The 13,657-nt window shown below is 51.6% G+C and carries 11 protein-coding genes and 2 tRNA genes; 6 read left to right on the top strand and 7 right to left on the bottom strand.

Annotated features, from left to right (window positions below; genetic code table 11):
- Positions 1–20: 20 nt before the first annotated feature.
- Positions 21–911 (bottom strand): hypothetical protein, encoded by an 891-nt coding sequence (locus tag BLW29_RS20465; RefSeq protein ID WP_256208742.1) that lies wholly within the window; start codon positions 909–911, stop codon positions 21–23.
- 181 nt (positions 912–1,092) lie between these two features.
- Between BLW29_RS20465 and BLW29_RS20460 the strand changes: the two genes are divergently transcribed.
- The 5 genes from BLW29_RS20460 to BLW29_RS20440 all read left to right on the top strand — a co-directional run bounded on the left by BLW29_RS20460 (position 1,093) and on the right by BLW29_RS20440 (position 4,861).
- Positions 1,093–1,163: transfer RNA gene (locus tag BLW29_RS20460), tRNA-Gly, on the top strand.
- A 125-nt stretch (positions 1,164–1,288) separates the two neighbouring features.
- A tRNA-Arg gene (locus BLW29_RS20455) sits at positions 1,289–1,365 on the top strand.
- Between the two features lie 290 nt (positions 1,366–1,655).
- Entirely contained in the window at positions 1,656–3,401 is a 1,746-nt protein-coding gene (locus BLW29_RS20450) for a hypothetical protein (RefSeq protein ID WP_090983008.1), read from the top strand.
- A gap of 18 nt (positions 3,402–3,419) precedes the next feature.
- The gene (locus tag BLW29_RS20445; protein ID WP_090983006.1) at positions 3,420–3,944 is read left to right on the top strand and encodes a hypothetical protein; all 525 of its coding nucleotides are present in this window, start codon (positions 3,420–3,422) and stop codon (positions 3,942–3,944) included.
- A 38-nt stretch (positions 3,945–3,982) separates the two neighbouring features.
- Positions 3,983–4,861, top strand: coding sequence for an SDR family oxidoreductase (locus tag BLW29_RS20440; protein ID WP_090983004.1), 879 nt, complete (start codon positions 3,983–3,985; stop codon positions 4,859–4,861).
- Positions 4,862–4,939: 78 nt separating this feature from the next.
- On the opposite strand, the gene BLW29_RS20435 is transcribed toward BLW29_RS20440, so the two are convergent.
- From BLW29_RS20435 to BLW29_RS20425, 3 genes are all read right to left on the bottom strand, one after another.
- The gene (locus BLW29_RS20435) at positions 4,940–6,274 is read right to left on the bottom strand and encodes a 5'-deoxyadenosine deaminase (RefSeq protein ID WP_090983002.1); all 1,335 of its coding nucleotides are present in this window, start codon (positions 6,272–6,274) and stop codon (positions 4,940–4,942) included.
- A 113-nt stretch (positions 6,275–6,387) separates the two neighbouring features.
- Positions 6,388–6,735 (bottom strand): hypothetical protein, encoded by a 348-nt coding sequence (locus BLW29_RS20430; RefSeq protein WP_090983000.1) that lies wholly within the window; start codon positions 6,733–6,735, stop codon positions 6,388–6,390.
- A complete protein-coding gene (locus BLW29_RS20425) occupies positions 6,732–7,106 on the bottom strand; it encodes a hypothetical protein (RefSeq protein ID WP_256208741.1) in 375 nt (124 codons plus the stop codon). The genes BLW29_RS20430 and BLW29_RS20425 overlap by 4 nt, the downstream gene beginning before the upstream one ends.
- 99 nt (positions 7,107–7,205) lie before the next feature.
- Here BLW29_RS20425 and asnB point away from each other — a divergent pair, with 99 nt between their 5' ends.
- Entirely contained in the window at positions 7,206–9,050 is a 1,845-nt protein-coding gene (asnB, locus tag BLW29_RS20420; RefSeq protein ID WP_090983187.1) for an asparagine synthase (glutamine-hydrolyzing), read from the top strand.
- 139 nt (positions 9,051–9,189) lie between these two features.
- Here the strand turns inward: asnB and BLW29_RS20415 are convergent, their stop codons facing one another.
- The 3 genes from BLW29_RS20415 to BLW29_RS32055 all read right to left on the bottom strand — a co-directional run bounded on the left by BLW29_RS20415 (position 9,190) and on the right by BLW29_RS32055 (position 13,537).
- Entirely contained in the window at positions 9,190–10,641 is a 1,452-nt protein-coding gene (locus BLW29_RS20415; protein WP_090982996.1) for an S-layer homology domain-containing protein, read from the bottom strand.
- Positions 10,642–10,671: 30 nt separating this feature from the next.
- Entirely contained in the window at positions 10,672–11,376 is a 705-nt protein-coding gene (locus tag BLW29_RS20410) for a stalk domain-containing protein (RefSeq protein ID WP_090982994.1), read from the bottom strand.
- Between the two features lie 118 nt (positions 11,377–11,494).
- Positions 11,495–13,537, bottom strand: a complete 2,043-nt coding sequence (locus BLW29_RS32055) for a LuxR C-terminal-related transcriptional regulator (protein ID WP_143044439.1) — start codon at positions 13,535–13,537, stop codon at positions 11,495–11,497.
- Positions 13,538–13,657: the final 120 nt, after the last annotated feature.

Genomic DNA, 13,657 nt, shown 5'->3' with positions numbered 1-13,657 from the left:
CATTTGCGTTAATATCAAGACTAGCCGCCATCACCGTCCAATTTTAATTGCGCGATCTGTCGTAACGACCTGCAGGCCTGCTCATAACGGAACCGAAGAGCATCCGTAATCCCGTAAGTTTCCCGCACATCGTCGTCGTCTACTCTTCCATAAAGTGACAGTTCAAGCACTTGATGCAGCGCAGCTGAGTAACAATCCACCGTCTCATCGTCATCAGATAACAGCCGACTGTATGCCGTCGTGCCATACAAGCATTGCAAGCATTCTTTCCACAGCTCACGTGCAAAATGCGGCAGCGAGGCTTCCTGCACCTCTGTTACCGATTCTACCCGTTCAACGACTCTTGTAACCACTAGCGGAAATTCGTCCATCGAAAGCGGTGTCGCTTCGATCTCGAGATCCACCTGCTCCCCAAGTCGTTCCAGCCTGATTGCTCCGGTTACACCGCGCTTCTTCAACGATTGCAGCGCCTTGAATTGCAGGGCAGGATGCAGCTCCGTTCTCGTCAGCCATGTGATGATGGCTTCGTCGACACTCGGATGATTGATGTAAGCAGCCCGCTCCAGTGCCAAAATTTGCTGATCGGCTACAGGATGATGCTGCATAATATAAAGCACCTGCTGCACGTAGGCTTCATCGTGTTCACCGGAACTCAGTGCTCCTTGGCGAAGTGACTCCTCATCGCCTTCCGGTTCGGATGATTCTGTATGTATGCTGTCGTTCGAGTCGCCATAGCCCGGAAAAGCAACATCAAGCCATGATAATAAATTGGTCCATTCTTCATAGTGACGCTTCTCTTCGCCCTGACAATTCAGCAAGAAACGAAGCAGTCCCTTAGCTTCTCCATATTGTTCGGATTCAAGCATGCGAGTCAGTTGGTTCTGATATTGATCCAGCATATTCGGAAACAAATATACGTTCTCTCTGTTATCACCCTGCGAGGGGTCTGAGGTTGTAATAGAATCACCGCCTTATCAATCAAACTGCCTGCAGAAAAACGTATTATGTACAGTTAGAGTTCGATTATATCACTCTCTGCTGTTGATTTCCATTTTAGCCTGTGCTATTATTTGTCTACTTTGTTTTTTCTTTGCGGGTGTAGTTCAATGGCAGAACGCCAGCTTCCCAAGCTTGAGGCGAGGGTTCGATTCCCTTCACCCGCTTATAACAAAATTCAAAGTATCACTTTCACCCGCTCCAAATTGTAATTCGTTACATAAGCTGTACAAGCTCTTCAAAAAAAGTAGTTGCACTACCGGAACACTCCGTGATATACTACTTCTTACGTGTCCCAGTAGCTCAGTTGGATAGAGCACACGCCTTCTAAGCGTGTTGTCGGGGGTTCGAATCCCTCCTGGGACGCCATTTAACCAAGCGTTTCAGACACTACATCACCCACAACAGCCTCCCGTCGAAATGTGTTTCGTCACATTTCCGGGAGGTTTTTTTGTTTTTCGTTCATCCCCAGCTGACTCGATTACCCCCTCCCCAATGGGAAACCAAAAATGTTGCAATTTGAGCAGCATTTCAGCACCTGTCGGGATGAAAACTTTTCATATACACACTGCAATTATTCCCATGATTTTTCTCAAAATGTGGTACTATTAGTCTATCATTCTAGCGAATAATGACTTTCAATGTCGGAGGCTGTCGAAATGAGCTCATTTGCCGATTCAAATCGCCATACACGTAAACCCGCTTCACCCATTCAGCGTGAAAGTGCCGAGCAGAGCAGCAAAACATCCCCCTCGTCAGCTGGGAGCCGGGATAACGAATCGGAACCCGGAAAGCTGCTGCAGATGCAGCGCGCATCCGGTAATCAAGCCGTGCTGCAGAAGATGCAATCCGGCAAAGGTACCATTATGCGTCAAACCGGTGCGGCTCGGATGGGAAGACCTGACCGCGTGAACAGTCCGGCATCTTCCACAGTTAAGCCGTCGCCTGCAGCCGCTCAAGCACCTGCGCCTGCAGCACCTGAGCAGCAAGCGCAAGAGGCAGCCGCTGCCCCGGTTTCCGCTCCGGCTGTTACGGCAAGCACACCGGCGGCCCCGCCAGCCCCCGCCGGGCCGTCTGGTCCAGCTTCGGCTGCCGCTCCGGCAGCCTTCACTCCACCTCCTGTTCCTGCCAATTTAAGGGGGAAAGCAGGATACAGCGAGGTTTACAACTGGCTGAAAGAACAGTCTACGAAAGAGAAGAAATCTGCTCTGTTCGCATACTTCGACGCCCTGACACCGGAACAGAAAATGTCCGCGATTCGGGCGATGAACGGGGCGAGCAAGCGTTTCGTCGACCTTGATAACGTCAAGAAAACAATGGTCACAGGTATCATTAGCAAGTCGGTCGATTGGGATAAATTCTCGGTGTTCGCCAGAGATGCCAACAAAACAGATACCAAGAACTACAATGCGGACACGGACAAAGATTATCTCGGTTATACCGCAATTGGCACTTCCGCTTCTACCGGCGGCGCGGGAGGTTCGGCTACCATTAGCGCAGGCCTTGGAGCGAAGGCTGCATTGCCCGTTGCGGAAGGCATCGCTCCTGCGGCAGGAGTCCTTAGCGGACTCGCCTCGGTCTCGCAAATCTACAATGCCACCGAAAACTACGACGAATCGTTAAGCAATACCGGCAAAGCACAGCAAGTCATCGGCGAAGGCGGTGCAGGCGCGGCCGATTTGGCCCGTTTCAGCGCAGGTACCGTGAACAGTGTACGTACCGTTGCGGGCATGGGGCTCAATGCCGGTGCAACCGTCGCCGCAGGCGCGGCCGGCATTGTCGGAGGCGCGGCCTACATGGTCAGCGGTGTAGCCGGCTACCGAGAGAATAAGAAGAATGCCAAGAGCCTTCATGAGATGGAAGACAAGATGAAGGAAGGCAGCGATGAGCGCGCCACAAATCTTGGACATGCTGCCAACCTAGGCGGTTCGACGCAGGAAATGAACAAAGACAAGAACAAAGCTACAGCCGTCAAAGGAGCGCTTATGGTCGCAGGCGGCGCTGCCCTCTTGATCGCAGCGGCTTCTCCTGCCGGCCCGATCCTGATCGCACTTGCTGCGATTCTTGGCGGCATTGCGGCGATCGTGAAATTTTATAAGAAATACAAACGGAAAGAAGCCTTCGTCGATCGCGTCCTTAAGGTCGATGAAGCAATGAAGAAGCCTGAGAACGAGAAAACAGGCAAAGATAAAGTCAGGCAGCAGCTCATGGAAGAGAAAGGCTTTAACAGCGTAGGTCAGTGTTACGCCCAGATCGTGACGGATCTGGCAGGCATGCTGTTCGAATCCGGCGTACGCGGCGACGATGCGGACAGCAAAGCCGTTATCGAGAGCATCGGACTCAAAGTCGACAGCCCCAAACAAAAACCGACAAAAGAAATGATTGCAAAGAAACTGCACACCTAACAAAGGAGACTGAACCGCATGTCCTTGCAAGAAGACGTGATCAGTATCGATTACTTGAAGCGAGCGCTTCGTTTCTACGAGAATATTGATATCGCTTCCCAATTGATGGGACCCACGGATGAAGCACCTTACACGTCCCTCATCATCCGTTTTACCGAAATCGGTGGACGCGAAGCGACCATCGACCTAGAGATGAGCTTCCTGCCTGGACTGCAGGAGCTGAATCAGGGGGGCGTGTATCTCTTCCAATCGTTCGCCGTGCTTGCTTCTCAAACGGTTAAAGAACATGAGATGGAGCTGCTCCAGGCGATCAGCATCCTCAACATCCAGCTTCCGCTCGGCAATTTCGGCGTATTCCCCGATGGCGGAGCCTTGTATTTGAAGCAAACGGCCATGTTATCCCGTGAGGGACTAGTCAGCGGCGATGCGGTTAAACTGCTGGATCAGCAGAACGGCGTGCTGCTGCATCAGCTGCATCAATTCACCGATTATTTGCTGGATGTCTCGGCAGGCAAGCAGAAAGCCGAATCAACACTGCTTTAATAACGCAGACTACTCCTTGGAAAGGAGTGGTTGAACCGATGACAGCCAACCAGCAAACTTCAAGAAGACCATCGTCGTTCCCGCCGCAGCATCAGAATCGACAGCCCGGGCTTGAAAGCGAGATGACCCCTCGCCCGCAGTTTGAAGCACCCGCCTATAAGGCGGCAGGCAAACTATCGGGTAAGGTTGCCGTCATTACCGGAGGAGACAGCGGGATCGGCCGAGCCGTCGCACTCATGTATGCCAAGGAAGGCGCAGATATTGCGATTGTCTATTTGGACGAAGACAGCGACGCCATTGAAATACAACGATTAATCCAAGGATTAGGCCGGAAATGCTTGGCCATTGCCGGTGATATCGGAGATCCCGAGTTTTGCAAGAAGGTCATCTATGATACGACCTCGCAATTAGGCGGCCTTGATATTGTCGTGAACAATGCCGCGGAACAACACCCGAAAGATTCGCTTGCGCTCATTACGCCGCAACAGCTTGAACGAACGTTCAAAACCAATGTTTTCGGCATGTTCTATTTGACTCAAGCCGCTTTGCCGCATCTCTCCCAAGGCGCGACCATCATTAACACTACTTCGATTACGGCTTATCATGGCAGCGCGAATTTGCTGGACTACTCCTCCACCAAAGGAGCCCAGGTTGCTTTCACTCGCTCCCTCGCGATGAACCTTGCCGCTCAGGGCATTCGCGTTAACGCCGTAGCACCGGGGCCAATATGGACGCCGCTCATTCCATCGACGTTCGATGAGAAGACCGTTGCCAAATTCGGTTCCGACACACCGATGAAACGTGCTGGACAACCGGAGGAGCTCGCACCTGCTTACGTCTATCTCGCTTGCGAGGACTCCTCTTATATGAGCGGACAAGTCCTCCATGTGAATGGCGGGGAGATCGTTAACGGATAATCGCCATCCCGCACAAACAAAGGCCGTCCGCCAAATTAGCTCATGTCGAGTTAACTTGGTGGACGGCCTTTTCCTATCTTATATTCGTTTCAACAGCCGCGCTATGGATCGGTCCGCCTCACGCAGTACCGTTCGTTTATCTATCGTTCTTACTTTGCCGCGCTCCACAACCATCTTGCCATCTACCCAAACATCGGACACGTTGCTCCTTGAAGCCGCATAGACAATTCGCGAATACGGATCCGCATCATAGGATGGAAAGGTGTGATAATCATTCAAATCCAGCAGCACGAGATCCGCTTTCTTGCCTGGTTCAATACTGCCGATCAGATGATCCAGTCCAAGCGCCTCAGCCCCACCCATGGTCGCCATTCGCAGCACCGTTCGTGCATTCATGGACTCAGGACCGCAGCGCACCTTATGCAGCAGCGCCGTTAATCGCATCTCCTGAAACATATCCAGCGTATTGTTGCACGGCGCACCGTCGGCACCAATCCCCATACCGATCCCCTGCTCTAATAGCTCAGGTATGGGGGCGATCCCGGACGACAGCTTTAGATTGGAGCCTGGGCAATGGGTCATTTTCGTTCCGGTGCGCCTGAGAATATCCTTCTCTTCGTCATCCAGCCAAATACAATGCGCAAGGACAAGCCGCGGCGAGGTCAACCCGATATGATCCAAATATACGATGTTTCGCATACCGCGCTGACGCATGACCAGCTCGATTTCCTCCCGATTCTCGGCCGCATGCGTATGGACGAGCACTTGATAGTGGAACGATAGATCCCGCACCTCTTTCAGCAGCTCTTCCGAACACGAAACAACGAAACGCGGGCAGTAGGCGTATCCGATGCGGCCATTGTCATAACCATGCCATTTCTCGAGCAGCGCCGTGCTCTCTTCAACCGAACGTTTCGTATCTTCCTGCAACCCAAGCGGTACATCACCGCCTGCATCCATCATCACTTTACCCGAGATTGCTCGAATTCCGCTGCTTGCGATAGCCTGGAAAGCATAATCGGTATGGCTCACCGTCTCCATATCGAGAATCGTCGTAGTGCCGCTGCGCAATAATTCGCCGATTCCAAGCATCGCGGAGTAATAGACCGATTCCTCGTCATGCGCCGCTTCAAGCGGCCAAACCCGAGTCCGCAGCCAGTCCATGAGCGCCATGTCGTCTGCGCGGCCACGAAATAACGTCTGACACAAATGGATATGCGTTTGCACGAAACCCGGCAGCAGCAGCCTTCCTTTGGCTTCGACGACCGTCGTCACGGCAGCGTCATAGCCGCTCGTAATCTGACCGCCTACAGCGACAATGACATCATCTTTGAATAGTACGTCGCCAACGATAATTTCGTCCTGTTTATTCATGGTGACAATGGTTGCATTTCGTACCAAGGTGGTTCCCATAAGGCTGCCTCGCCTCCCTCACTCACTTGGACTGCATGATATGGTTTGTCAATTATGCTTACATTGTACCATGGGTACATGTGAAAGAGGCAGCATTTTACAGCGCAGCAGCATTAAGACCAATCCACTAATCTCCCGATCTCCGCTCGAATCCCCGGGAACGACAGCACCTGTTCCTTGAACGACTCCCGCTCCCCCCAATCCGTCTTCATCGTCGGCGTATCGAATAAGTCATCCGTAACATTGGTGAAGGCATTATGCATATTGTTGTCGTACCAGTCGATTTCCGTCTTCGCATCGTTCTTCACGACCGCGATCATATCGTAATCGTTATCTCGTGAAGCGCCAAAATAAGCAAGCAATTCAGGCGTGCCCGCGTCATTGGTATGAACTTCGATTTCACAGCTCGGAATTCCCTCGCGTTTCACCGCGCGTCTAACGCGTGCATCCGTCACGATCATTTCAAGCTCCCCTCTGGAAATAATCCCATCGTCGCAATATGATTCTTGGTCTCAGACGTGCCGAGCTCGTACAACAGCCGATAAACATCGAGTAATATACCGTCTACGCCTGCATTCATTTGTTTATCGCTGGCCGAGCTGAACATCTTCATGCCGTATTGACCAGTTTGAGCTTCGTCCATCGAAGCATATTCCTCGAACAACTCTTGCAAACGGTTTAACTCTTCTTCGTTGGCAGTAACTTCGAACTCAAACGCAGTTGCTTCTGGATCCTCTAATATCGAGCCTGCCTGTACGGACACATAATAAGGTTTGCGTGCGTAAAATGACTCATCGTGATCGTTGACCATATCGAAAGCACCCTCCTTCATTGCTCTAGCATCCCCCCACGGACAGACATTTTATCCATATTTTTCGCATAACCATCATAGTATCGCTGTTTGAAGCTCTAAGAGAAAGGAATGAGCACCATGTGTGGATTCACGGGCTGGATCGACTGGACCGATGACCTGACCAAACAATCCGTTACCCTCGAGAAAATGACCGGAACGCTGGCTAACCGCGGCCCGGATGCATCGGGAACCTGGATCTCGCCGCATTGTGCGCTAGGCCACCGGAGACTATCCGTTATCGATCCTGCGAACGGCGCGCAACCGATGGTTCGTACGTCGGATGACGATGCGTATGTTCTTGTTTATAACGGAGAGCTGTATAATGCACCGGAGCTGAAGCGTGAGCTCGAAAGCCGAGGCAGACGGTTCACAACAACTTGCGACACGGAGGTATTGCTCGTTGCCTACATGGAATGGGGCCCTTCATGCGTAGAGAAGTTTAACGGCATCTTCGCTTTTGCTTTATGGGATTCCAAAGAACAGCAGTTGTTCATCGCAAGAGATCGCCTCGGCGTTAAACCATTCTTCTATGCAAAACAGCTTGGACGTTTCGTATTTGGCTCGGAGCCGAAGGCGCTGCTCGCACATCCTTCCGTCAAACCGGAGGTTGGACCGGAAGGTTTGGCCGAAATCTTCATCGTCGGACCTGCGCGTACGCCGGGCGTCGGCGTTTATCGGGATCTCGGTGAGCTGCTGCCGGGACACTGCGCCATCTATAATCGCTCCGGGTTAAGCATTCGTACTTATTGGAAGTTAGAAAGCAAGCCTCATACCGAAACCGTGCAGGAGACGGCCAAAACAGTAGGTGACCTGCTCAAAGATACAGTGGAGCGCCAGCTCGTCTCCGATGTACCGCTCTGTACGCTGCTCTCAGGTGGACTGGACTCCAGTGCACTTACTTCACTTGCGGTTAATTACTACAATGAAACGGGGCAAGGGAACGTTCATACCTTCTCCGTCGATTACGTAGATAACGATAAACACTTTAAAGCCCATGCGTTCCAGCCGAATGCCGATGCGCCTTGGATCGAACGGATGAACACCCATCTGGGCACGATTCATCATTCGATGGTTTTTGATACGCCTGAGCTTGTTGCCTCACTTCGTGAAGCCATGCTTGCCCGTGATATGCCGGGAATGGCGGATGTCGATTCCTCCCTGCTGCTCTTCTGCCGCGAAATCAAGAAGGAAGCAACCGTTGCGATATCCGGTGAAGCGGCAGATGAAATCTTCGGCGGTTATCCATGGTTCCACCGCGAAGATGCGCTGAATGCCGGTACGTTCCCGTGGTCGCTTGCAGCAGGCATGCGAGCCGATCTGCTCTCGCAGGACGTCGCAGCATGGATTCGGCCGCTAGAATATCTTGGAGACCGTTATTCGGATGCGATTGCCGAGGTACCTCATCTAGCCGGTGAAGATGCCGCAGCTCGCAAAATGCGTCAGATGTCGTATTTGAACATTACAAGGTTCATGCCGACATTACTTGACCGTAAAGACCGGATGAGTATGGCAGTTGGCCTTGAGGTGCGCGTCCCCTATTGCGATCACAGACTCGTGGAGTATGTATACAACATTCCATGGGAGATCAAAACTGCGGGAGACCGGGAGAAAGGGATTCTCCGCATGGCGCTGGAAGGCGTACTGCCTCATGATGTGCTCTATCGGAAGAAAAGTCCCTATCCGAAAACGCATAACCCTAACTACCTCAATGCGGTGCGCAAGCAAGTACTGGAGATCATTCATGAAGGCACCTCCCCGCTGCTGCAGCTCATTAATGTGAAGAAGATTCGGGAGCTCGCCGAATCCGAAGCAGCCAGCAGCAACTTGCCGTGGTTCGGTCAATTGATGTCAGGACCGCAGCTGTTCGCTTACCTGCTGCAATTAGATATGTGGCTGAGGGAATACAAGGTTGTTATTCGCTGACTCTCTCTAATTAAGCGGTCGCCTCAACGTGTGTAAGTACACGTTGATGGCGGCCTTTTCGCTGTGTAAGAGTAACCTTTAGACATACAAAAAAAACCGTCCCCTGCCCGTAATAGGCATAAGGACGGTCCACTATAGATCAGCTCTTGCTAAACGCCAAATACGCGCGCCTGATTAAGATAATCGCCTGCTCCCTTGTTGTCTTGCCAAGGGGATCGATGCGCCCGCCGCCTACACCGCCCATGACGCCTGCATTAGCAGCGAAGTGCACGGAGTTTTTAGCCCAGGCTGCAATTTTGCCCTCATCTGCGAATGTCGTTTTGACACTCGTATCGTAGTTGCCGGAAGGTTTAGCCGCTTTAATCGCCCTAAGGAGCATCACGCACATTTCCTGCCTCGTGATCGTCGCATGCGGCGAGAACTCCGTTAACGTCGATCCGAATACGATGCCCAGTTTATTCGCTTTCAGCACTTCCGCGTTCACGGTATCGGTGAATGGATTTGAACTGATCGGACCCGTCATCTTCCCGCTTAAAGTTTCGTACAGCTTCACCGCAACACTTGCGAATTCCTCGCGCGTTATCGCATCCTTGTATCGACTTAACACCGCGTCCGTTGTCAAATTGAGCTTAATCGCATCTTTCACATCGTGTTTCGCCCACTCGCTGGCGCCCGCCGCGAGTTTCTCCAGCATCTCTTCCGACGGAGGCGAAGGCGGCTGCGTTACTGGCGGTCCCGGGTCAACAGGAGGCGTCGGTGTCGTCGTCCCGCCTCCTCCTGTGATAATGTCCTTCAGATTAATATTCGGATTGAGCGATCCTGTGATGATGTCGTCATCCAGCAGCTGACCAGCCGTAATGATTTTTGTTTTTACAATCAGGCTTTTATCGCCGGGCTTCAAGAAATCGGGAAGCGTGAATTGATCGATGACCGCCAGAACGGAATAGACATACACCGTGTTCGAGCTGGTCTCTTTGTCCACATACGTCAAGTTGCCGGTACGCTCCATCGTATCGCGGACATAGAAGATTTTCTCCTTCTCTTTTCCGCCGACGCGTTTGATCTGATAATACGACTCCATGTTGGTATTGTCCGACCACGATAAGGTAACGGAACCGTTGGCATGGGAAGTCGCTGTAAGATCTGTAATCCCGCCCGCCTGTCTAATCTTAAATGGACCTAATATGGTTCTGTTGTAACTATTCGAGCCGATCAGCGGGGAGTAGTACGTTTCTAACATGATTTGAGCCGAAGTAAGCGCCGGATCCTCCGGCAAGCCGAAGGTGCCGTATGTCCCGAAGCCGGGGTCTTCTACCACCAGATCCAGAACGGGTTTCCAATTCAATCCGTTGTCCGCTGAATAAGAGATCTTGGCATATTCCAGACTGGTACCGAGCGCCCGGTCATCGCCGAAACTAAAGTTAATCTTGTCTCCAGCCAGAATATACGGTTTACCATACGTATGGACTTCAAACGCAAGCACCTTCACAGCCGCATGTGCACGATAAGGAAGAATTGCAACAAACACAAGCATGACAGATAAGATCATGAAAGCCAGCCTTTTGCCAAGCGAAAACCGAAATACTACCACGTCCACCACCACTCCTCATCCTATTGCACGCTATTTGCCGTTCGACACATAGCTGTCTTTTAAGATGTATATGAAGGGTCCAATGATCTGATTAACATTGCCTCCGAAGCCGTAAACCATGATGCCGTCACTGCCTTGCAAGTCAATATCCACTTCAGTAACTTGGTCCTTCACAAGTTTGATATCTTCTGTCAGCTGCTGCTTCTTGCTGTTGTACACTCTGACGGTCAGATCATCTTTGCCGACCAGCATCAGATGCAGTTTATTGTACATGGAACCAAAATCCATCTTCACGTTAAAGCTCGGGCTATAGCTGCTTCGGAATGCAAAAGCGCCTTTATACGTTTGGCCGCCGAATACGAGCTGATTCTTGTCGATCACATCGATGAACTCCGCTCCGTCATGATCCGTCTTGACCTGCGAGGAATAGAACGTCAAACCAGGAACCGATGATCCGATCTGGATCGTTTTGGATTTCGGATCATACTTGACGGGAAGCTGGAAGCTGTTCGCCAGCACGCGAAGAGGCAAATACGTAGTGCCCTTGTATGTAATGGGCAGCGCTTGGTTGCCATTCTCATCTGTCGGCCGCCAGTTTCCGCCATCCTTCGAAAACTTCAAATCCCCGTTCAGCACCGCTTTGATCGTGGTCACGTTCGTTGTTGCGTATGCGCCTCCTGCTGCGGAAAACATCGCTGTGGCTGCCAGCAGCGCCACAAGTTTCTTCTTCTTCATTCCATTCCCTCCCCGAACCATCCCTAAAATAAATGCCATATTCACCATCATTTTATATGGGATCGCAAGTGGAAGGATATTGTCCGAAGGTAGTATTTGCGGGCGACAACGGAAAGCTCTAAGTGGATACCATGCGCCCCGCTTTGCTCATCAGCTGTTTACGGTTCCTGACCTCAAGTTTCTCGTAAATATGGGAGAGATGTTTCTTCACCGTCGTCTCGCTAAGGTACAGCTTCGCTGCGATTTCCAGATTTGAGCGGCCGTCCATTAGCAGAGCCAGCACTTCCTTCTCCCGGCCAGTCAGCAGGTTCACATCAATCGTTTCTTCCGTCGATCGATCTGAAATGCCGGATAATGCGGCCATGCGATCCAAGTAAGCCTGCCGTTTATGTCCCCGTAAGTCGACAACAAACACCGGTGCAGGTGCATCCTCATCATAATCATGATGGATGACAGGCTCCGTATCTCTTTCGCAACCCAAGCTCTCGAAGATCGCTCTCGAGATCGGCAGAGGCGGCGGTGAGGCGACCACATAACCCGATGAGATTAAATGATTAATGAGAATAAGTCCTGAGGCTTGCATCATGACAGGATCAGCGTAGTCATAAGCATCCAGCGTCTTGACGAAATAGCCTGCCATGAATGGGGATTCGACTCTTAATTTACGAAGAGCACTCTCGGGAAGTCCGGAGAAAAATGCGGCTGAAAGCGGCTTGGTGCACAAATAATCAAGGGTTTGCGAGTTGATTGGAATGATGGCGGTTAAGCCGATAATGGCTCCACTAGCGTTTCGCACCAGCTTTACGATGGTGGGATCGAGCTGATACAGCTCATCTAATTGAATATGCTTAAGTCCATATAAACTGTGCTGCCTGGTGAGCAGAAACTCCGTCTTCTCACGGGTTTCCGGGTGCAGGAGCGATAGCTTGGTCGTCTTCGCCGTGAGATAGCGATTCTCCATATAAGCCACCGCATCTGCCCAGTTGGCAGGGCTCAGCTCTTCTAAACTGAACGAGGAGGGCTGATGAAAGAACAACGAACGGATAAGCTGATCGCCCAGATAATAAAACCAGTCCTCGTTCTCTCTCATTAAAGGATCGTTCGAGCGCTTAAGCGTCTGGTAATAGTAGCGAATGCATCGCTTCCAGAGCCTGTCGCAATAATCGGGAGCGCGCAGGCGCATCTGTCTATGTATGGCGTCACGAAGCAGATCATGGAGCAGCCAGCCATGCCCAGAACGCTGAACGAAGGAGTAATTAATCAACGCTTTAAACTGCGAAGCCGACACCTCTCGCTGCAGAGCGAACGTAATCAGATCCTGGTTGAAATGACGCAGCACCGCCACGGCTTCAACCAGCTCCCTCATCGGGGAATCCGGCACTTCCTTGAGCCAAATATCCACAACCTGGTCGAAAACATCCTCATCCACAAAATGCGTCTGCTGCTTCCGACTCGAATGAAGAGCAGATGCCAGCAGAGAAAGCGTGAGCGGATGCCCCTTCGACATGGACCAAATATAATGAATTCCCTCTTCCTGCAGCTCATGATCCAGCCGTTTGAGGTAGCTGCGAATGTCTTCGTAATTCAGCTCCGCGATCGGAAGCCGCTCGATCAGTTGATTCCATGCCGGTGAAGACTGCCACTCCCCGCGTAACGGGAATCGGCCGGAAATAATGACAAGCACCGCCGGATCCGTACCGGCGATAAATTCGCGCATCCAATGTTCCAGTTCGCCGATCTCCTCGAAAGTGTCGAATGCGAGAATCAGCTTTTGCTTGGCCGCCGCCTCCCGGATAGCCTTCACACAGTTGTCCTTCTGCAGACTCGGATCCGCCGAACGCCGGCGCGTTTTCCGCGCATTCGGTTCGATCAGCCGGTGCAGGTAGAGACAGAATTCACCGGGGTTTCGCGGCATCGTGCGGCAGTCCATAAGGACGAACCTGGCATCTGCTCGTTCAGCAAGCCGGCGAAATTCAGTGAGAAGGAAGCTTTTGCCCGCACCGCCCGTTCCGTGTATGTTCAATATGCGGCCTTTCGGCGAGCGCTCCTTTAATCTTTTGCGGAATAATCGGATCTCGTTTTTTCTGCCTACAAAATAATGACGCTCCAGCTGTTCAATGCTCCGGGATCCTGCCGGAGGCAGTTCTTCTTGAATGGACATAACCTGATCCCCCTTTATCTGCGAATAAGGTTCCCGTACACGCCTCCGAAGTTAATCAATTATTCTGCAACGAACGATAATTTACCTCTTACCTGATAAAAAAGCAGATAAAAAAAAAGA

Origin of the sequence: Paenibacillus sp. CF384 (assembly GCF_900106745.1) — a bacterium.
Classification (GTDB): domain Bacteria; phylum Bacillota; class Bacilli; order Paenibacillales; family Paenibacillaceae; genus Paenibacillus_Z.
This window is presented reverse-complemented; position numbering and strand designations above follow the sequence as displayed.

Coding starts and splice junctions, on each gene's coding strand:
- BLW29_RS20450 (WP_090983008.1), top strand. CDS start 1,656: ATGAGCTCATTTGCCGATTCAAATCGCCATACACGTAAACCCGCTTCA.
- BLW29_RS20445 (WP_090983006.1), top strand. CDS start 3,420: ATGTCCTTGCAAGAAGACGTGATCAGTATCGATTACTTGAAGCGAGCG.
- BLW29_RS20440 (WP_090983004.1), top strand. CDS start 3,983: ATGACAGCCAACCAGCAAACTTCAAGAAGACCATCGTCGTTCCCGCCG.
- BLW29_RS20435 (WP_090983002.1), bottom strand. CDS start 6,274: ATGGGAACCACCTTGGTACGAAATGCAACCATTGTCACCATGAATAAA.
- BLW29_RS20430 (WP_090983000.1), bottom strand. CDS start 6,735: ATGATCGTGACGGATGCACGCGTTAGACGCGCGGTGAAACGCGAGGGA.
- BLW29_RS20425 (WP_256208741.1), bottom strand. CDS start 7,106: ATGAAGGAGGGTGCTTTCGATATGGTCAACGATCACGATGAGTCATTT.
- asnB (WP_090983187.1), top strand. CDS start 7,206: ATGTGTGGATTCACGGGCTGGATCGACTGGACCGATGACCTGACCAAA.
- BLW29_RS20410 (WP_090982994.1), bottom strand. CDS start 11,376: ATGAAGAAGAAGAAACTTGTGGCGCTGCTGGCAGCCACAGCGATGTTT.
- BLW29_RS32055 (WP_143044439.1), bottom strand. CDS start 13,537: ATGTCCATTCAAGAAGAACTGCCTCCGGCAGGATCCCGGAGCATTGAA.